We start from the raw sequence: 20,334 nt of genomic DNA, 5'->3' as shown, positions 1-20,334 counted from the left end.
CGCCGCTTTATGGCAACTATCTTGGGGTCGATCGCCGCGATTGGCTTGAGCGCCCCGGCCTTGGCCGATTGGCTGGATGTTGAAAAAGACGAGCTTAAACTGGGCTTCATTAAACTCACAGATATGGCGCCACTCGCGATCGCCTATGAAAAAGGCTATTTCGAGGATGAGGGGCTCTATGTGACGCTGGAGCCGCAGGCGAACTGGAAAGTGCTGCTGGACCGCACCATTACCGGAGAGTTGGATGGGGCCCATATGCTGGCGGGTCAACCCTTAGCCGCCACCATCGGCTATGGCACCGAGGCGCATATCGTGACGCCTTTTTCCATGGATTTGAACGGCAACGGCATTACGGTTTCCAACGAAATTTGGGAAAAAATGAAACCGCATCTCGAAATGGATGCGGAGGGCAAGCCCGTACACCCGATCAGCGCCAGTGCGCTTAAGCCAGTGGTTGAAGAGCTCAAGGCGAAAGGCGAGAGCTTTAAAATGGGCATGGTGTTTCCCGTCTCCACGCACAATTATGAGCTGCGCTACTGGTTGGCCGCAGGGGGCATCCACCCGGGTCTTTATTCTTCAAACGACACGTCGGGGCAGATCGATGCAGATGCTTTGCTGTCTGTAACGCCACCGCCGCAGATGCCACCCACCTTAGAGGCCGGCACCATCCACGGTTATTGCGTGGGCGAGCCATGGAACCAGGCCGCCGTGTTTAAAGGCATTGGTGTACCGGTGATCACCGACTATGAAATCTGGAAAAACAATCCGGAAAAAGTGTTCGGGCTCACCAAAGAATTTACCGAGAAATATCCCAACACCACATTGGCCCTGACCAAGGCTTTGATCCGCGCCGCCAAATGGTTGGATGAAAACGACAACGCCAACCGCGAAGAGGCCGTGGAAATCCTGGCCCGCTCCGAATATGTGGGCGCTGATGCCGAGGTGATCGCCAATTCTATGACCGGCACATTTGAATATGAAAAAGGCGACAAGCGCGCTGTGCCGGACTTTAATGTGTTCTATCGCTATTACGCGACCTATCCCTTCTATTCCGACGCCGTCTGGTATCTGACGCAGATGCGTCGCTGGGGCCAGATCGACGAGCATCAGCCCGACGAATGGTATGACGAGGTCGCCAAATCCGTCTATCGCCCGGACATCTATTTGGAAGCAGCAGAGCTGCTGGTGGAAGAGGGCCATGTGGACCGCGAAGACTTCCCATGGGGAACAGATGGCTACAAAGCCCCAACCCCGGCTGAAGATATCATCGATGGCATTCCGTTCGATGCGAAATCACCTAACGCCTACATCGACAGTCTCGAAATCGGCCTGAAGACCGATGAGTCTGTCGCAGCAAACGGCAGTTAGGCAAGGAGGGCGCTGGTTGGCCGGGCCCCGCGGTTTGGCCAACCAGCGACAATTCCAAGAAATATTGAGGCAAACAGATGACCGAGATTTCAAGCGCAGAACAAATGAATGCCGAACCCGTTTGGCGCAAACGCTTTTTGAATGGCCTTAACCGGGCCAATGGCTGGTTTGAGGCGCTTGGCTTTGCCTGGGTGGCCCCGTTGATCAAGTGGGCCATGGGCGAAAGCCGCAAGGAACAAGCCAAGATTTTGCGCCAGGTGTTACTTGTGCCAATGATAGGCATCGCTGCCTTTGTGTTGATCTGGGCCGCGTTGGCCCCGCAGGTGCAAACCTCTTTGGGGACCATCCCCGGACCAGTGCAGGTGGTCGAGCAGGCGGGCAATCTGTGGCAGGACCATGTGCGCGAACGTGAGAAAGCGGCGGCCTTTTATGAACGGCTCGACGCGCGCAACGCAAAACTGATCGAGCAGGGCCAGTCAGACCGGGTCAAGCATCGCGAATATACCGGGCAACCGACCTATATCGACCAGATCTTCACCTCACTGTTTACCGTGGGGCTGGGCTTTTTCATCGCGACACTAATCGCCGTGCCCCTAGGGATTGCATCCGGTTTATCTAAAACATTCAATGGTGCCATTAACCCATTGATCCAAATATTTAAACCGGTTTCACCTTTGGCCTGGCTGCCGATTGTGACCATGGTGATTTCAGCGACCTATGCCAACCCGATGGACTGGTTGCCCAAATCCATGATCACCTCTGCTGTGACCGTAACCCTGTGTTCGCTCTGGCCATCATTGATCAACACCGCGCTGGGCGTGGCCTCTGTCGACAAAGACTTGATGAATGTGGGTCGCGTATTGCAGCTGCCCACCTATAAAACCATCACCAAACTGGTGCTGCCTTCCGCATTGCCGCTGATTTTTACGGGTTTGCGCTTGTCACTGGGTGTGGGCTGGATGGTGCTGATCGCCGCCGAAATGCTGGCGCAAAATCCTGGTCTGGGCAAATTTGTCTGGGACGAATTCCAAAACGGCTCCTCCCAATCGCTGGCGCGGATCATGGTGGCCGTGCTCACCATCGGCATTGTCGGCTTTATGCTGGATCGGCTGATGTTCGCCCTGCAACGTGCCTTCACCTTCAGTGCCAACCGTTAGGAGCGAGATATGACCATCCTCGAAATCTCCAAACTTTCGGTGCACTTTGGTGAAGAACCCAATTGCCACGAAGTGCTGACCGACATCGAACTGGATGTGGCGGAAGGTGAATTTGTGGCGATTGTGGGTTTTTCCGGCAGCGGCAAAACCACATTGATCTCAGCGCTGGCAGGGTTGATCAAACCCACCAAAGGGGGCGTGATCTATCGTGGTCGTGAGATTGATGGCCCCGGACCTGAGCGGGGCGTGGTGTTTCAATCCTATTCGCTGATGCCTTGGCTGACCGTGGAGGGCAATGTCGCGCTGGCGGTGGATCAGGTGTTCAGCGACAAACCGGTTACTGAGCGCAAGGAAATTGTCACCCGCTATATCGAAATGGTTGGCCTCGACCATGCGAAGAACCGCAAGCCCGCCGAACTCTCCGGTGGCATGCGGCAGCGGGTGGCGGTTGCGCGCGCGCTGGCCATGCAGCCTGAAATCCTGTTGATGGATGAACCTCTCTCCGCACTTGATGCGCTGAACCGCGCCAAGCTGCAGGATGAATTCTCCGATATTTGTCAGAGGGAGAAAAAGACCATCGTCCTGATCACCAATGATGTGGATGAGGCGATTTTGCTGGCTGACCGGATCATCCCGCTTAAACCGGGTCCCAACGCCACATTGGGGCCGGACTTCAAAGTGGATATTCCGCGGCCGCGCGACCGGACAGCCCTGAATGATGATGAGGATTTCATCAAATTGCGGGCCGCCGTTACCGATTATCTGATCGATGTGGGCGCTGCGCGAACAGAGGATTCCGACGATGTGGTGGAATTGCCCAATATCGTGCCCATGGATTTCAGCAAGGGTGAAAAACTGCCGACAGCCTATGAAGAAGCCAGCAAAAGCAGCAAGCAGGAAGGCTTTTTGCACTTCTCAGACCTGAAAAAGGTCTATCCCACGCCCAAAGGGCCGCTCACCGTGGTGGATGGCTTTGATATGAAGATCAATAAGGGTGAATTTGTCACCCTGATCGGCCATTCCGGGTGCGGCAAGTCTACGGTTCTGTCCATGGCGGCAGGGCTTAATGAGATTACCGAAGGCGGGATCATCCTTGATGGTCGCCACATTACCAGTGCCAGCCCGGATAAAGCGGTGGTGTTCCAGGCCCCCAATTTGATGCCGTGGCTGACCGCCTATGACAATGTGGCGCTGGGGGTGGACAAGGTCTATCCCGAAGCCAGCAAAGGCGAACGCCACGATGTGGTGGAATATTATCTCACCAAGTTGGGACTGAAAGACAGCATGCACCGCAAGGCAGATGATCTGTCCAACGGCATGAAGCAACGGGTGGGCATTGCCCGCGCTTTTGCCCTGTCACCCAAATTGCTGTTGCTCGATGAACCCTTCGGCATGCTGGACAGCCTGACCCGTTGGGAGCTTCAGGATCTGCTGATGGATGTGTGGAAACGCACCCAGGTGACCGCCATCTGCGTGACCCATGATGTGGACGAGGCGATCCTTCTGGCCGACCGCGTGGTGATGATGTCCAACGGTCCCAATGCCAAGATTGGCAATATTATGGAGGTGGACCTGCCGCGACCACGTTCGCGCAAGGCATTGCTCAACCACCCGGATTATTACGCTTATCGCGAAGAATTGCTTGAATTTCTGGAAGCCTATGAAGGGGGGGCCAACCCAAGCGAAGACCAGTTGGCAGCCATCAAGGAAAAGCGCGCCGCACGGCTGGCCCGTCAACGCAGCGCAGCAGCAGAATAGGAGACGGATATGCAAAAGCAAAAATTGGTCATTATCGGCAATGGCATGGCGCCTGGGCGCATGCTGGAGCATTTGTTCGAGCAAGAGCCGGATGCCTATGAAGTTACTATTTTCAACGCCGAACCGCGCGTGAACTATGATCGGATCATGCTGTCCCCAGTGCTATCGGGCGAAAAGGCATATGAAGACATCATCATCCATGGGGATGGTTGGTATGTTGACCACGGGATCACTCTCTATAAGGGCCACAAAGTCACCGAAATTGATCGTGAAAACAAAACGGTGTCCTCTGATCAGGGCGTAACCGAAGCCTACGACAAGCTGGTGATCGCAACGGGGTCCAACCCCTTTATTGTGCCGGTGCCTGGCCATGATCTGGCGGGCGTTCTCGCCTATCGTGATCTGGACGATGTCACCGCCATGATGCTTGCGGCGCAATCGCGCCAAAAGGCGGTGGTGATCGGGGGCGGTCTGTTGGGGCTGGAAGCGGCCGCCGGGCTGCGCGAACGCGGCATGGATGTGACCGTGGTGCACCTGATGAACACGCTGATGGAGCGCCAATTGGACCCATCCGCTGGCTATCTGCTGCAAAAAGAGCTGGAAAGCCGGGATATTGCGGTGAAGACCGGAGCCAATACCAAACGCATTATCGGCGACAAGAAAGTCACCGGGCTGGAGCTGGAAAGCGGCGAGGTGATCGATTGTTCGCTGGTGGTGATGGCCGTGGGCATTCGGCCCAATGTGGCGCTTGCGCAGGACGCTGAACTGGAGGTCGAACGTGGTATTGTCGTGGATAGCGCCATGCGCACCTCCGACCCCGATATTCTGGCGCTGGGCGAATGTGCCCAAGTGGATGGCCAGGTTTATGGCCTGGTGGCGCCGCTTTACGACATGGCACAGGTGGCCGCACGCACGCTAACCGACGACTTTTCCAAGCCCTTTAAGCATCAGGACACGGCAACCAAGCTGAAAGTGACTGGCATTGATTTGTTCTCTGTCGGCGACTTTGCCGAGGGCGATGATCGCGACGAGATCGTTTTGCGCGACGCCAATGCGGGCATCTATAAGCGCGTGATTTTGCAGGATAACAAGATTATCGGCACCGTGCTTTATGGCGACACGTCCGATGGTGCCTGGTTCAATGATTTAAAAAAGAAACAAACCGACATCAGCGAGATGCGTGAAAGTTTGATCTTTGGCCAGGCCTACCAGGGAGGGGCCGCAATGGACCCCATGGCGGCCGTTGCAGCGTTGCCCGATGATGCAGAAATCTGCGGCTGTAACGGCATTTGCAAATCAAAAATCGTCGGCACAATCACGGAAAAGGGCCTGACCACGCTGGACGAGGTGCGTGCCCACACCAAGGCATCCGCCTCTTGCGGCACCTGTACCGGGCTTGTGGAACAATTGATGGCCCTGACATTGGGTGAAGAATTTGATGCGGATGCTGGCAGTTCCATGTGCCCGTGCACCGATCTGGGCCATGGCGATGTGCGCCGCCTGATCAAAGCCAAGGGGCTGAAAAGCATCCCGGCTGTGATGCAGGAACTGGAATGGAAAACCTCCTGCGGCTGTGCCAAATGCCGTCCGGCGCTCAACTATTATTTGGTGTGTGACTGGCCTGATGTTTATGCCGATGATTATCAATCTCGCTTCATCAATGAACGGGTGCACGCCAACATTCAAAAGGACGGGACCTATTCTGTCGTGCCCCGCATGTGGGGCGGGATGACGTCCTCCAAAGAATTGCGGGCGATTGCCGATGTGGTGGACAAATTTGATATCCCGAGCGTCAAAGTTACCGGCGGCCAACGCATCGACATGCTGGGCATCAAGAAAGAAGACTTGTTGGACGTTTGGGCCGATTTGGGCAAGGCCGGATTTGTTTCCGGACAAGCCTATGCCAAGGGTCTGCGCACCGTGAAAACCTGCGTCGGGTCAGATTGGTGCCGCTTTGGTACGCAGGATTCCACCGGCCTTGGCATCAAGCTGGAAAAGTTCATGTGGGGGTCTTGGACCCCGGCCAAGTTGAAATTGGCGGTCTCCGGCTGCCCGCGCAATTGTGCGGAAGCCACCTGCAAGGACATTGGCATCATCTGCGTCGATAGCGGCTTTGAAATCCACTTTGCTGGCGCGGCGGGCCTAGACATCAAAGGCACGGAAGTGCTGGGCATGGTGCCAAGCGAAAATGAAGCGCTGGAACATGTGGTGGCGCTGGCGCAAATGTATCGTGAGCAAGGGCATTATCTGGAGCGCATCTATAAATGGGCCAAACGCGTCGGTCTCGATGAAATCCGTAAGCAGATTATGGACGATGAGGAACGCCGGCAGGAATATTTCGACCGCTTCGTCTTCAGCCAGAGATTTGCCCAAGTGGACCCCTGGTCCGAGCGCGTTTCAGGCAAGGACAAGCACGAGTTTAAACCCATGGCAGCCCTTGAACTGGAGGCGGCAGAATGAGTGTAGCGCCCGCAATTCAAATAGACGACTTTGTGGATATTGGCAGCATTGACGAGGTGCCGCGCCGCGGCGCCCGCTGCGTGACCAGTGGGGACTTGCGCATTGCGATTTTCCGCACCCACGATGATCAATTTTTTGCCCTTGAGGACAAATGTCCGCACAAGGCCGGGCCGCTTAGCCAGGGCATTGTGCATGATGGCTGTGTCACTTGTCCGCTGCACAATTGGGTGATTTCACTCAGGAGCGGGGAGGCGCAGGGGGCCGATGAGGGCGCAACACGGACCTTCAGTGTGCAGGTGCGCGGTGATCGGCTGTTGCTGGACATGGCAGAGCTGACAACATGAGTGAATGCGCCACCCGTACCACCTGTCCCTATTGCGGCGTGGGCTGCGGCGTGCTGGCCGCGCCGGGCAAGGACGGCGTGGCAATCAAGGGTGATCCGCAGCACCCCGCGAATTTCGGACGGCTTTGCTCCAAAGGTTCCGCTTTGGGGGAGACGCTGGATCTGGATGGGCGCTTGCTACACCCTGAAATCGGGGGCAAGCGGGCCGGTTGGGACGAATCGCTGTCGCTCGTGGCCGAGCGCTTCAGCCAAACCATCGCCGAACATGGACCAAACTCAGTAGGCTTTTACCTGTCCGGGCAAATGCTCACAGAAGATTATTATGTCGCCAACAAGCTGATGAAAGGCTTTATTGGCACGGCCAATGTGGACACCAATTCCCGACTATGCATGGCCTCAACGGTGGTCGGACACAAGCGGGCCTTCGGCGCTGATATTGTGCCGGGCTGTTATGAAGATTTGGAGTTGGCCGATCTGGTGATTTTGGTGGGCTCAAACATGGCCTGGTGCCACCCAGTGCTGTTTCAACGCCTGCAAGCCGCCAAGGCCGAGCGCCCACATATGAAAATAGTGCTGATTGATCCGCGCCGCACCAAAACAGCGGAAATGGCGGACCTGCACCTGCCAATTGCCCCGGATGGCGATGTGGCGCTGTTCAACGGCCTGTTGCAATATCTGGCGGACGCCGGGCAGCTCGATCAATCCTATATTGATCGCCATACGAACCATTTTGACGAAGCTCTGACTGCAGCGGAAATGGCGCCTGAAGCGCTGCACGCCAAAACCGGCCTTAGCGCCGAACAGCTGGGCAGTTTTTATCAATTGTTCGCGCAGAACGACAAGGTGGTGACTTGTTTCAGCCAGGGGGTGAACCAGTCGAGCGAAGGCACCAACAAGGTCAACGCGATTATCAATTGCCATTTGGCCACCGGGCGCATTGGCAAACCGGGGGCTGGGCCATTTTCGTTGACGGGCCAGCCTAATGCCATGGGTGGCCGTGAAGTGGGCGGGCTGGCCACCATGCTGGCCGCGCACATGGAAATTGGCAACGAAGCCCACCGCGAACTGGTGCAGCGCTTCTGGCAATCCCCCTCTATGGCCAGTGAGCAGGGGCTGAAGGCGGTTGATATGTTTGACGCCGTGGCCGATGGGAAAATCAAAGCCATCTGGGTGATGGGCACCAATCCGGTGGTGAGCATGCCTGATGCAAATAAGGTGGCCAACGCCCTTGAGAATTGCCCCTTTGTGGTGGTGTCCGACATAATGGCAGACACCGAAACCGCGCGCTTTGCCCATGTGAAACTGCCGGCCTTGGGCTGGGGCGAAAAGGACGGCACCGTCACCAATTCTGAGCGCCGCATTTCGCGCCAACGCGCCTTTTTGCCAGCACCCGGTGAGGCACGCGCTGACTGGTGGCAGATGGCGGAAGTGGGTAAACGGATGGGCCACCCTTCCGCGTTTGACTATAGGTCAGCAAGCGACATTTTTGCCGAACATGCGGCGCTGTCGGCTTTTGAAAATAACGGCACCCGCGATTTTGATATGGGTGAATATGCCAGCCTTTCACCTAAAGATTATGATCAGTTTCAACCCACTCTGTGGCCCCGGCGTAAAGGCCAGAAAGGCGTCTCCCAACGCTTCTTTGCCGGCGGCCACTTTTTTACACCAGACGGGCGTGCCAATTTTGTCGCGACACCGACAGACACCGCAACGGCGCAGGCGCAACCCACCACGCTGCGCTTGAACACAGGTCGGGTGCGCGATCATTGGCATACCATGACGCGGACCGGCAAAAGTGCAGCGCTGAGTGCCCACATTGCTGAACCTTATTGCGAAATATCACCCGCCCAGGCGGCAAAAATTGGGGCGCGAACCGCCGAATTGGTAGAGATTTCAGCGGCAGGGCAAAAAGTGCTGGCGCGTGCCATCATTAATCCAAGGCTGGGGCACGATCAGATTTTTGTGCCCATGCACTGGAATGGCAATTTTTCATCCAACGGCCGCATCAATGCGCTGGTGTCGGGTAAGACTGATCCGTTTTCGGGCCAGCCCGCGCTCAAAGCGGCGCAAGTGGACGTGCGGGCAACCAATATGGGCCTATATGGCTTTATGGTGACCCAGTCCGCGCCCGCAGAACTGAACAACACTTATTGGGCCAAAGCGATCACCAAAAAGGGTTGGCGTGTTGAGTTGGCGGAAAAAGACGCCGCCCGCCCCATTGAAAAGACCGTACGTGCCATGTCGGGTTTGGACATGGCGGCGGCGGACGCGCACTATCACGATCCAAAAACCGGCCAGCATCGGTTGGCCTGGTTTGCCGGATCGCAATTGCGGTGCGCACTGTTTCTGGCGACGGAGCCAGTTGCAGTCTCCCGCGCCTGGGCCGTGGATCAACTGGCACAGATTTTTGAAACGCCAGCAGAACGCTATCGTCTTTTGGCCGGTCGACCCGGCAAGGATATGCCCGATCCGGGCCCCATCGTGTGCAGTTGTTTTTCCGTGGGCGCGAACCAGATTGCCGACGCGGTGAAGGGGGGATGCACCAGCGTGGCCGCGATAGGGGAGAAGCTGGGCGCGGGCACCAATTGTGGCTCTTGTAAACCCGAACTAAGCGAGTTTATTGATGAATTTACCCTTTCTGCCGCACAATAGAATTGCGGCCAAATCCCGAGCCAAACACACCACCGCCCGCATAGGCAAATTGGCGGTGCTACCCGTTTTTTTCGATTTGAACGGCGAAAATGTGCTGGTGATTGGCGGCACGGACGCCGCCGCCTGGAAGGCCGAATTGCTGGCCGCGGCAGGCGCTCATGTGTTAATCCACGCGCCAAAACTGAGCGTCGAGTTTAAAAAGCTGATCGCACAGTCTCCTCAGCATTTCAGCCATAGGACGTCGAACCAGTGGGATAGCGATTTCGCCGATGTCAAACTGATCATATGTGACGCGGCAGATGCAACGGAAGCCAAACGCGTCCGCTCAATCGCGTCGCTCTATGGATTGCCGGTGAATATCATCGATCAACCGGAATATTGTGACTTTCAATTTGGCTCCATCGTTAATCGTTCACCGCTGGTGATTGGCATTTCCACCCACGGCGCCGCACCCATTTTAGGGCAGGCGGTGCGCCGCCGCATCGAGGCCATCTTGCCCAATGCACTGGAACAATGGGCAGCCATGGCGCAACGTTTGCGCCATACGGTCATGACCTATTTGCCCATGGGCGAAAAACGCCGCACTTTCTGGGAGCACTTTGTCGATCAAGCATTTGCGGGAGCGCCCAAAGCGGACACCGAGACACAATTGAAAAAGCGATGTCTAGATTTGGCAATTGATAAGCAAGCTAAGGATCATGGCTCAACAACGATCACGCACATCGAATATCATGAGCGGGATCCTGAAATGCTGACCATAAAAGCGATTAGGGCGCTGCAAGCGGCGGACATGGTTGTTTATGACGACAATGCGCCCATGCAGGTATTAGAATTGGCCCGGCGAGAAGCAAAACGGATGCCGCTGTGCGAGTTTGATGAGAAAAACGCAGGCACTTACGAAGCAAAATTTATCGTGAAATTGGCTTCCTAGAATCAATGTGTCGAAAGTTTTGGCGCTAGACATTAGTGCGCGCTATCTCTGAAAAAGACATTAGAGAAAGAATGCCAAAAAATGGCCGGTTCTTATCGCGCTGCTTCTCGAATTTCATTTAATCGTGCCGAAAGAAGTCTGGACTCGGCAAAAATGCGCTGAAGGCAGTAGAGTAGAACGTTTTGTTTTAGATGAAATAGTTTCTATAGATGAGGTTCGTGGCGTATGCGGAAACCTACTGATAATGTTACGATAATGATAAAATGAATACTAAGGTTCATATAGTCGCGAATTGATTGAAGACTATAATTTCTGATTACAACAGAGAAGCAGGGGTTTGGCATGATGTGTCTGAAATCTTGCTTGTACGGGCATGTAACCGACACAATTCTCTTATGTAGCAATGAGTTTCATTAACCAACGGGCAATATTTTAATTAACAGGACTTGCAAATTCGTAGGTCGTTATATAAAACAAAGTGTGTCCTTTTAAGGTTTTGTTAAGCCTTTGGGGTGCTTTGGGCTACTTATGGGGGAGATAAGGGCGTGCCAAAACTAATTGCACTTTGTGCTGCATTGCTAATTTCGCTTTCTTTTACAAGCGCTTACGCAGCTGATCCGCTGGCGGGTCAGGCAAGAGCAGGCAATTGCCTTTATTCAGGCCAATCTTCCATCATGGATTTAGCAGATTCGGAGATTCAGTCTCTGGTGGAAGAATACTATGCTTCCGCAAAAACTGCCCTTGAGGACCCAATCATTAAAAATTCAAAAAGTGCGGCATATGAGTGGGCTGGTGAGACCAAAATCGCTTGCCAGACCTCCATTGGCTACATGAAATCCGGACATCTTGATGCGCAGTCGACCCAAAAATGCGACTGCTTTTACCGCCGCATGGTGAACGCGCGTTAGTACTCAAATTTGACATTGGATAGTGGCAGATGAAACCGATCAAGGGCATTAAAATCATCAAGGGTTTGGCGGCAAGCGCTTTTATTGCATTGAACCTCAGCGCCTCAGCATATGCTTTGTCACTCCGAGACGCTGTCGTAATTGCGGTAGATTCAAACCCGGAGATTGGGCAGTCCATGGCCAACAGAGAAGCTGTGGAATTTGAACTGAGACAAGCGCTCGGTTTGTATATGCCGCGTGTTGATCTTGAAGTATCCACAGGTATTCAGCGCCTGGATAATCCGAGCCGTCGTTTCTCTGGCATCCAAGATGATCCGCTTTACCCGACACAAGTAGATGTGGTTGTGTCCCATGACATTTGGGACGGCGGTTTTCGTCGTGCTGAAGCCAATCGGCAAGCCGCTCGGGTGGATGGCGCATCATTCCGCGTTCTGGAGCGTAGCGAATTCATCGGCTTGGAAGTGTCCCGCGAATATTTCCAAGTTCTGTTGCAGCAGCGCGTTGTGAACATCGCGCGTCAAAATGTTGCCTTTCATGAGCAGACGCGAAACGACGTTCGCGCAGCCGTAGAAAATGGCCAACTGACTGCCGCGGAATCTCAGCAAGTTGAGGAACGTTTGAGCCAAGCACGCGCAAGGCTGACCGAAGCTCGCGAAGCGTTGGATTTGGCGCAGATTGGGTTTTATAAGCTGGTTTATGTGCCTTTCGAGGCAGGCCAAATGCCATCCCGTATTTCGCGTAGCTTTATGCCCAACTCATTGTCACAGGCGATTAGCCAGGCACGGGCAAATAACCCAAGGCTTTTGATGGCCAGTGCTGACATTGATGCCGCGGCGGCGGTCGTTGAACAATCTCGCAGTGGCTTGAACCCAAAGATTAATCTACAGGGGCGGGCATCGGCAGGGTATGATGTAAACGGCGTCGACGGAGCAACTAATGACCTGCAGGTCAAGTTAAGCCTCAAATGGAATCTATATGACGGTGGGATCAAGCGCGCTGAAATTCAAGAGAATGCGCGACGCGAGACAGAAGTCGCTTTAGGCCAACAACAAGTTTTGCGTGAAGTAGAAGAAGCTGTGCGGATTTCATGGACGCGGATGGGGCGGCAAGGCTCATTGTCTGCGCAATATGGTTCGCAGTTGAAAGCGTCAAGTGATCTTGTTGAATCCTACCGCAGCCAATTTAGCGTCAACCAGCGTTCATTGCTCGATGTGCTTGACGCCCAAAATACGCGTTTTAATGTGCAAGTTCTTTACGAAACTGCCCAATATAGCCAGCGCTTCGCCGAATATCGTTTGTTGGCGGCAACAGGGCGGCTGCTCGAATATTTGGGCCTTGATGCACCAAGTCAATCGAATGCGTATGCGCGCAAGAAATTGAATACCCCTTCGGCTGATAGCTACCAACCACGTGTGCTTGAGCCAGTTAACTTCGAGGAACCTATCGACCTAACTTCATTTGTTAATTAATTTTTTTGTTAATATTTCCCATTTGTAATCAGGGCACGTAATTACGTGTGCCCGCTGGCGTTTATTTTAGCGCACCGACAGAGGCAATTTTCGCCTCTGCCGCATGCGGGTTTGTTTGCACAAATGGGTGTGTTTGCAAAAACAAGATGTTAGTGTACGAGGGTAAATTCTTGGGTGATGTAAGCGCTGATAGTATCCAGGAGATACGCGTTGACCGCCATGCGCGCGAGGTCGAACAAGTCGCTTTGTTCATTTCGCGGTACTTTGATCGTGCGTCTACTATTGATCAATTAACTGCCGGCCTGCCGCTTAAAAACAACACACTTGAACTTTCAATATTGCCACGCGCACTTCAGCGCCTTGATCTCATTTGCACGCCGATATCCGCGCCAATCGGTAAAATTGCAGACTATGATATGCCTGCAATTCTGCAGCGCGCCGACCAGACGCTGTTTATTCTGATTGAGCGACGCGAAGATGGGAAATATTTGACCTTTGATCCCAATGTGGGCGCGAAACAATTGCTCACCCCCGAAGAGATAGGGACGGACACAAAGACCGGGTTCAGCGTGCGACCCGAAAGCATTTCTGACCAGAAGAAGCCGCGAAAGCATTGGCTGGCGCACGCACTTGCAAACCAAAAGCGCGCCATATTTCACATTATTGTGGGCACAGTGTTTATCAACATATTCGCGGTGGCCATGTCACTGTTCACCCTGAATGTTTATGATCGTGTATTGCCCAACAAAGCAATTTCAACTCTTTGGGTGTTGGCCATCGGCCTCGGGATTGTGTTTCTTTTTGATCTTTTGCTGAAGATCGCCCGCGGCGCTTTGATTGATGATGCCAGTCGCACAATTGATTTTCGACTGTCTTCAGCCCTATTTGATCGGGTCATGAATTCTCAGATTGCAGATCGACCAACATCCACAGGCGCATTTGCGGCAAGAATTAGCCAGTATGAAGTGTTGCGGGAATTCTTTGCCTCGAGCACCATCGTCATGTTTATCGATGTGCTGTTTTTGGGCTTTTTTGCTTTTGTTGTTTCGCTCCTTGTGGGGTGGGTCGTCATCTTTCCGCTAATCGCATCGGCGCTGGCTGTAATTGTCACCATCATTATTGGATTGCGTGCGGGGCGTCATGTCAGGGCGGCAATGGCCGAAATCTCGACCAAAAATTCTGTGTTGTTCGAAACGCTCGGTGCCGTGCAAACGGTGAAAGCGGCGCGCGCTGAAGGGCACTTCCTGCGCAAATGGGAAAACACAGTTTTGGTTTCATCGCAAACTCAAAACAAGGTGCGAGCCCTGCAATCGACTGCGATCCATTTCACCGCATTGATGGGGCAGGTCGCGTTGGTAAGCATCATCATCGCTGGCACCTATCGATTTGCAGCAGCTGAAATCAGCATGGGGGCCATCATTGCGTCGATGATGTTGTCAAACCGCATCATCGCGCCAGTCTCGCAAATATCCAGTGCGATTTTAAAAACGCGCGGGGCCGGAGAGGCGTTCAAAACATTGAGCGAATTGATGAAGCTGAAAGATGAACGCTTTCAGGATCATCGTTTCATCCATCGAACAATCGGGCAGGGTCGAATTGAGTTTGACAAAGTACGCTTTGCTTACCCCCAGTCTAATCGCTTCGTACTCGATCAGGTCAGCTTTAAGATCGAAGAAGGAGAGAAGGTGGGCATTATCGGCCGGATTGGGTCTGGAAAGTCCACGATGGGTCGTTTGCTGCTGAAATTTTACGAGCCAACCGAAGGCAGCGTTCTGGTCGATGGTGTATCGATCAGCCAATATCATCCTGCCCATCTGCGCAAAAGCATTGGCCTTGTGTTGCAAGATCCTGAGCTATTCGAGGGGACTGTACGCGAAAATATTATTCTTGGCGCGCCGCAGGCGAGTGATGAAGAAATACTGGAAGCTGCGCGTAAAGCGGGTGTTGAACGCTTTGTGGCGTTGCATCCTATGGGCTTCGATATGCCCGTGGGTGAGCGCGGCGCCCTTGTTTCGGGCGGTCAACGGCAAGCGATTGCATTGGCGCGCACATTGTTGGCGGACCCCAAGGTGCTTTTTCTTGATGAACCGTCAAGCTCAATGGACATGGCGACAGAACGTGAACTTGTTCAGCATTTGAGAGAGAGCCTGAAAGAAGATCACACAGTCATTATAGCCACCCATCGACAAAGCCTCCTAAGCCTTGTTGATCGGTTGCTGGTGATCGACAATGGTCGCCTTATTGCAGATGGGCCGCGAGACGAAGTGTTAGCGCAACTCAAATCGAACGGAGCTTCGGCATGAGTTTAGATGAAGCACAAATTCGTCGAGGCTTTACGGGCATGTCATTTACCGCCCCGAATAGAGGCGCGTTTGTCATTTTGTTGGTGGCAATATTCAGCACCTGCGCGCTCGTCTGGGCATCTTTTGCCAAAGTGGATGAAATCTCCCGTGCGGACGGGCGGATCATCCCAACCGGCAAAACGCAAATTGTTCAAAGTGGCGTGTCTGGTGTGGTCGATGAGATATTTGTGCGCACCGGGCAGCACGTCAAAAAAGGGCAAATTCTTGTACGCCTGGATGATACGACCACAGCTTCTTCCGCGGGCGAAGTGGAAGCCAAGGTTCGTGCGTTGGAAGTGCAAATTGAGCGCTTGCGCCACGAAGCCGGCTTGCAACCAAACCAAACATTTAATTGTCCAGAAACGGTTTTGGCGGTTGAACCTGAGATTTGCGAAAATGAACACCGTCTCATGAACGCGCGTGCGGAGAATCTGGCAAATTCGAAGGGTGTTTTTATTTCGCGCGTTGAGCAGAGACAGCGAGAGCTGAACGAGGCAACGCAAAACCTGACACGGCTTTCCAACAGTCTCAACCTGGCCCAAAAACAACTCGCTTTGATTGAGCCTTTGGCGGCCAAGAACCTCGTGTCCCAAACAGAGCTGCTGGCAACTCAACGTGATGTTTCGGAACTGACCGGGCAAATTGACGCCTTGAATGAAACCAGAGCGCGTTTAACCGCAGCATTGCGGGAATCTGAATTGCAGGCGGGATTGACCGAAGCGCAATTCAAGGAAGAGGCGCTTGGGGAACTCACCACGCGGTTGGCGGAGTATGCATCAACGAGCCAGGCATTGCGCGGAGCGACGGATCAGCTTTCGCGCACAGAAATTCGGTCCCCTGTCGATGGCATCGTCAACAATTTGGATATCAACACCATTGGGGCGGTTGTGCGCGCCGGTGACCGTATTCTTGATATTGTCCCGCTGACCGAGCAGTTGCTGGTTGAAGCAAAGCTCAAACCCTCAGATGTGGCCTTTGTCCTGCCAGGGCAGGAGGCTAATATTAAGCTGACCGCATATGATTTTTCCATTTATGGCGGGCTTAAAGGGACAGTACAAAACGTATCCGCAGATTCAATCGTCGATCCAAATACGCGCGAAACATATTATGTGGTCTTGCTATCAACGCCATCATCGGTTCTTGAATTCGGCAACCAGTCACTGCCGATTTTTCCGGGCATGGTCACGAATGTCGAAATTCTGACGGGCCAGAAGACAATTCTTCAATATCTTTCAAAACCCATCACAAAAGCACGTGATGAAGCATTGAGGGAGCGTTGATGGAAAACGAAAACATTGATTCAGCGCTTTCCCCCAGTGACCTTGAACACTTGCATGCGGATTTGGAGCACGAATTCCACGCGATTTCGAATGGCGAAACCCGCAAGGGCATTCGGCTTGAGAAAGTGTTTTGGCGCGCGATCGATATGTTGGCCGCAGAAAAAGGGCTAAAACCGAACGAGTTTGTGCGTCAGCTCGTGGTTGAAAGTCAGCGTATTAATGGCAACACCGCAAGCGTCGTGCGCACAGTTGTTGCCGGTATGTTGCGAAACGAGTTGGATACATTGCGCGCCGTCGGCAATGAAACCATCAAGCGCATTCAAAAAGTGCCCGTACCTTCATTTGCCATTGACCGTCAAAAGCGCCTTAAGCAAGTCAATCACGAATTTTTGCATGTTGTGCGGGTTCTGTCTGGGCAGATGACCATGAAAGTGGATGCAAACCACATCCAGTTGGTTCTCGACAAGCCAATCGAAGAGTTGTTTGCCATGCTTGAGGCAGATGAAAGCTCAGTAGATTGTGGCTATTTGTTGCGTATTGGGCAGCAACAACGCCGCGGCCAAGCGCGAGTTATTTGCTTGCCAGTTTTTCCCGAACCATGTTTGATCGGTTTTATTAAGTCATAAATTGGGGTTGCGGCCATGATTAATTCAGTTTCCATCCAGTTTGCCCATATTGGCCGCCTGGTTGTGGTTTTTTTCTGCATTCTAAGTTTGGCGGCCTGTACTGTTGGCGGCGTGAATGACCGCAAAACCTCAAGCGCAAATCAAACGCCGGAAGCGGAACGGATCGGTGCTGGAACGGTTACTGTGGGGCTTTTGGTAAATGACGACTATGACGGCTTAAGTGATGGCGCGGTCAATGCGCCTTATCTTGCAGGTAAACTGGCGGCGCAAAAACTGACTAAAACACCGATTACGCTGGTGGTGCGTCGCGCTGGAAATGATGGCGCATCTTTGCGCAACAATGCAGCTTCTTTGAGGAGTGCAAATGTCGATATTATCGTCACAGACGTCGATGCAGCGCAAAGTGCACAACTCGCAGCCGAACTTTCCGGCAGTTTAATTCCTGTGATCACGCTGGCACAAGCGGCCAATATTGATCGCATGCTTTATTCCGCGCCGACTGATGTGCCAGGTGAGGCGGGCGCGATTGCAGAGCAAGCGCGGGCCTTGAAGGTCAAAAAGGCATATATTATTCGCACAGAGTCTGCGCGGTCCGGTCAACTTGTTGGTCAACTAGAGGGACAATTGGCTCAAAAACGCATCCAAACCGAGACGATATATGTTGGCTCTGTTGATGTGACGAGCCTGCAGCAACGCGCAATCGAGGCACAATCAGCAATCATATTTGCCACATCGCCAAAGTTTGCAGCTTCATTTTTGGATGGCCGTGCCGGCCAGCCTCAAGTGCGCACCATTTTCGGCAATGGCGACTGGGCGCTGGACACCAATGCATATGCAAGTTTGGTCGGCGCCTACATCCCAACACCAACAGAAAACAAGCTTTCAAGTTTCGCCCAATTGTTCAAAACAAGTTTTGGGCAAAACGCATCTATCCGCAGTGCAACAATCTACGACCTCGTGGTTCTGACTGGCGCATTGCCGCAGATCGCAGGTGCAGAAGCATATACCCCGCGGATATTGACCAACGATAAAGGCTTTAAGGGGCAAATGGGTTGGTTTCGCTTCGATGATGAGGGGCGAAGTATTCGTAAATGGATAGTAGTAAAAAGACAGTAGACGGCAAATAGTCCTAGTTGCATACTATGTTATGCAAATCCATTAAGGTTAATCAACAATTAAAGCCAATTGCATAACCTGTTATGCAATTGGGAATACATTCTATTGCGCCGAAAACCACGCTTCGCTTTATTTATTAACAAATTGTTAATTTATGAAGTTGGGTGGAGCGGTCTAATGGCCAATGATGTCAATAAAGATCTAGCACAAGATCAAAATAGCAATCAGAACGTATTGGAAGACACTATCCTGGTCGCGCAGGCCGATGAGGTGGAGCCAAATCTGGAGGCGGATGACGCTGACAACAATGAAGCGCCCCAAGAGAACGCTGAAGAAAGCGCTGAAGAGGGCGGTAACGCCCCGTCTCAAAGTGAAGTTGTCCGTATTGCGGCACCGCTTGGTGAAGATAATGTCGCGCGATTGCCAGCCGACGCTGACCTCACCCAGCCAAGAATAGTTGATGGCGAGTTGGAATTCTTGCAACCTGATGGCACCATTTTCTTTGTGCCCGATGGCGCAGTCCAAGGGATGAGCATTTTTGTTGGGGACGTCGAATTTCCATCAGAGGCTCTGCAAGCTCTTTTCGATGCGAACAGTATTCAGCCCGCGGCAGGGCCATCGGTAACTGGTGAGGCGGACACGCCACAGCCCGTTCAAGATTCTCACGGCGCTTATCAAGACAGTTCGCAGGGGTCGATTGGTGACGGCCTCGGTATTTCCCCGCTATTGCCGCCAACCGCCTTGGCGTTCGCAACACCCGAACAAGAAGAAATCTATGAAGGACCTGAAGTCAATGTCGACCCGATTGGGTTGGACGACACCAACTGGGTTCAAGAAGACGGTGGCAGCACGGCAACAGCAGGAACTGCCTCTCGCATTCAGCTGCAGTCTCCAGAGGCAACTGGTAATGTTTTGGAAAACATTGACCACCCTGGCGCACCTTCAGGACAATTTGGTGATCAGGCTGACACGGACGAGAACCCCACTGACACCCTGACTGTCACTAATCCAGGTACATATATCGGCGAATATGGCACATTGGTGCTCAATGATGATGGCAGCTACACCTACACGCTGAACAATAATGATCCCAATGTCCAAGGGCTTTCCGATGGTGAAACGATCACTGAACGTTTCCCATACACAATTTCCGATGGCAATGGCGGCAGCGGCAGCGCAACGCTGACGATTACGGTCTTTGGCAGCGACGATGGTGTTTACATCACGGGATTGTCTGTAGAGGGGCCGGACGAAACGGTTTATGAAGCCAACCTCTCAAATGGTAGCGCGCCAGACAACTCAGCGCTGACCCAGGCCGGTGACTTCCAATTCAGTTCAGTGGACGGCGCAGAAACGATCACCATTGAAGGCGTTGTCATTTTCGAAAATGGCGCTTTCGTCGGCGGCACACCTACAATCACCACAAGCATCGGCTCGCTCACCATCACATCATTCGCGCCTGTGACCAACGGCAATGGAGAGGTGATTGGTGGGACAATTAGCTATAGTTATACGCTGGACGACAACACAGAGACCCATAATTTCAGCGGCAACGATACAATCACTGAACTTTTTGATGTGGAAGTTATCGATCAGGATGGATCGGCTGACACTGCGACATTAAACGTGTGTGTGGTTGATGATGTACCCACAGCGGTTGCGGATACGGGTGGTCCTGTTACTGAAGGCGGTACGCTGAATGTTGCGGCGGGTGCTGGCGTTTTGTCCAATGACACAGAAGGCGCCGATGGGGCTACGATTGCAGGGGTGCGCGCTTCAGGTGGGGATACCACGAGCGATGTCTCTGGTGGTGTGGGCGTTGAGATTGATGGTGAGTATGGCAAGCTGACGCTTAATGCTGACGGTTCTTACACCTATGTCTCGGATGCTGATGACATCAGTTCTGATGCTCAAGATGTGTTTG

Annotated in this window: 14 protein-coding genes; all 14 read left to right on the top strand. The window is 53.2% G+C overall.

Annotated elements, in window-relative coordinates; all coding sequences use genetic code 11:
- Positions 1 to 9: 9 nt before the first annotated feature.
- Positions 10 to 1,368: a CmpA/NrtA family ABC transporter substrate-binding protein gene (locus G549_RS0100085; protein ID WP_027833311.1), complete on the top strand. Its 1,359-nt coding sequence runs from the start codon at positions 10 to 12 to the stop codon at positions 1,366 to 1,368.
- Positions 1,369 to 1,472: 104 nt separating this feature from the next.
- Positions 1,473 to 2,525, top strand: a complete 1,053-nt coding sequence (locus tag G549_RS0100080; RefSeq protein WP_246778339.1) for an ABC transporter permease — start codon at positions 1,473 to 1,475, stop codon at positions 2,523 to 2,525.
- 9 nt (positions 2,526 to 2,534) lie between these two features.
- Positions 2,535 to 4,283 (top strand): ABC transporter ATP-binding protein, encoded by a 1,749-nt coding sequence (locus G549_RS0100075; RefSeq protein ID WP_027833309.1) that lies wholly within the window; start codon positions 2,535 to 2,537, stop codon positions 4,281 to 4,283.
- Positions 4,284 to 4,292: 9 nt separating this feature from the next.
- Entirely contained in the window at positions 4,293 to 6,743 is a 2,451-nt protein-coding gene (gene nirB, locus G549_RS0100070; RefSeq protein ID WP_027833308.1) for a nitrite reductase large subunit NirB, read from the top strand.
- Entirely contained in the window at positions 6,740 to 7,087 is a 348-nt protein-coding gene (gene nirD / locus G549_RS0100065; RefSeq protein WP_036220655.1) for a nitrite reductase small subunit NirD, read from the top strand. Before nirB ends, nirD begins: the two co-directional genes overlap by 4 nt.
- Entirely contained in the window at positions 7,084 to 9,738 is a 2,655-nt protein-coding gene (locus tag G549_RS0100060) for a nitrate reductase (RefSeq protein ID WP_027833306.1), read from the top strand. The genes nirD and G549_RS0100060 overlap by 4 nt, the downstream gene beginning before the upstream one ends.
- Positions 9,710 to 10,669 (top strand): precorrin-2 dehydrogenase/sirohydrochlorin ferrochelatase family protein, encoded by a 960-nt coding sequence (locus G549_RS18290; protein ID WP_051213020.1) that lies wholly within the window; start codon positions 9,710 to 9,712, stop codon positions 10,667 to 10,669. Before G549_RS0100060 ends, G549_RS18290 begins: the two co-directional genes overlap by 29 nt.
- Before the next feature lie 545 nt (positions 10,670 to 11,214).
- Positions 11,215 to 11,577 (top strand): hypothetical protein, encoded by a 363-nt coding sequence (locus tag G549_RS18285; protein ID WP_036220653.1) that lies wholly within the window; start codon positions 11,215 to 11,217, stop codon positions 11,575 to 11,577.
- 29 nt (positions 11,578 to 11,606) lie between these two features.
- Entirely contained in the window at positions 11,607 to 13,046 is a 1,440-nt protein-coding gene (locus tag G549_RS0100045; RefSeq protein WP_027833304.1) for a TolC family protein, read from the top strand.
- Between the two features lie 146 nt (positions 13,047 to 13,192).
- A complete protein-coding gene (locus tag G549_RS0100035; protein WP_051213017.1) occupies positions 13,193 to 15,349 on the top strand; it encodes a type I secretion system permease/ATPase in 2,157 nt (718 codons plus the stop codon).
- Positions 15,346 to 16,668 carry an HlyD family type I secretion periplasmic adaptor subunit gene (locus tag G549_RS0100030; protein ID WP_156905437.1) on the top strand — a complete coding sequence of 441 codons (1,323 nt, stop codon included), beginning with the start codon at positions 15,346 to 15,348 and terminating at the stop codon, positions 16,666 to 16,668. Before G549_RS0100035 ends, G549_RS0100030 begins: the two co-directional genes overlap by 4 nt.
- Positions 16,668 to 17,294, top strand: a complete 627-nt coding sequence (locus G549_RS0100025) for a ribbon-helix-helix domain-containing protein (RefSeq protein WP_027833301.1) — start codon at positions 16,668 to 16,670, stop codon at positions 17,292 to 17,294. The genes G549_RS0100030 and G549_RS0100025 overlap by 1 nt, the downstream gene beginning before the upstream one ends.
- Positions 17,295 to 17,309: 15 nt before the next feature.
- A complete protein-coding gene (locus G549_RS0100020) occupies positions 17,310 to 18,410 on the top strand; it encodes a type 1 periplasmic-binding domain-containing protein (RefSeq protein WP_027833300.1) in 1,101 nt (366 codons plus the stop codon).
- 177 nt (positions 18,411 to 18,587) lie between these two features.
- A partial coding sequence (locus tag G549_RS18280) for a VCBS domain-containing protein (protein WP_036220650.1) occupies positions 18,588 to 20,334 on the top strand: 1,747 nt, incomplete at its 3' end.

Source organism: Maritalea myrionectae DSM 19524, from assembly GCF_000423365.1.
In the GTDB taxonomy this organism is placed as follows: Bacteria; Pseudomonadota; Alphaproteobacteria; order Rhizobiales; family Devosiaceae; genus Maritalea; species Maritalea myrionectae.
The sequence above is the reverse complement of the archived record's forward strand: the minus strand, read 5'-3'. Positions and strand labels throughout refer to the sequence as shown.

Coding starts and splice junctions, on each gene's coding strand:
- G549_RS0100030 (WP_156905437.1), top strand. CDS start 15,346: ATGAGTTTAGATGAAGCACAAATTCGTCGAGGCTTTACGGGCATGTCA.
- nirB (WP_027833308.1), top strand. CDS start 4,293: ATGCAAAAGCAAAAATTGGTCATTATCGGCAATGGCATGGCGCCTGGG.
- G549_RS0100085 (WP_027833311.1), top strand. CDS start 10: ATGGCAACTATCTTGGGGTCGATCGCCGCGATTGGCTTGAGCGCCCCG.
- G549_RS0100075 (WP_027833309.1), top strand. CDS start 2,535: ATGACCATCCTCGAAATCTCCAAACTTTCGGTGCACTTTGGTGAAGAA.
- G549_RS0100025 (WP_027833301.1), top strand. CDS start 16,668: ATGGAAAACGAAAACATTGATTCAGCGCTTTCCCCCAGTGACCTTGAA.
- G549_RS18290 (WP_051213020.1), top strand. CDS start 9,710: ATGAATTTACCCTTTCTGCCGCACAATAGAATTGCGGCCAAATCCCGA.
- G549_RS0100080 (WP_246778339.1), top strand. CDS start 1,473: ATGAATGCCGAACCCGTTTGGCGCAAACGCTTTTTGAATGGCCTTAAC.
- G549_RS0100035 (WP_051213017.1), top strand. CDS start 13,193: ATGTTAGTGTACGAGGGTAAATTCTTGGGTGATGTAAGCGCTGATAGT.
- nirD (WP_036220655.1), top strand. CDS start 6,740: ATGAGTGTAGCGCCCGCAATTCAAATAGACGACTTTGTGGATATTGGC.
- G549_RS0100045 (WP_027833304.1), top strand. CDS start 11,607: ATGAAACCGATCAAGGGCATTAAAATCATCAAGGGTTTGGCGGCAAGC.
- G549_RS0100060 (WP_027833306.1), top strand. CDS start 7,084: ATGAGTGAATGCGCCACCCGTACCACCTGTCCCTATTGCGGCGTGGGC.
- G549_RS0100020 (WP_027833300.1), top strand. CDS start 17,310: ATGATTAATTCAGTTTCCATCCAGTTTGCCCATATTGGCCGCCTGGTT.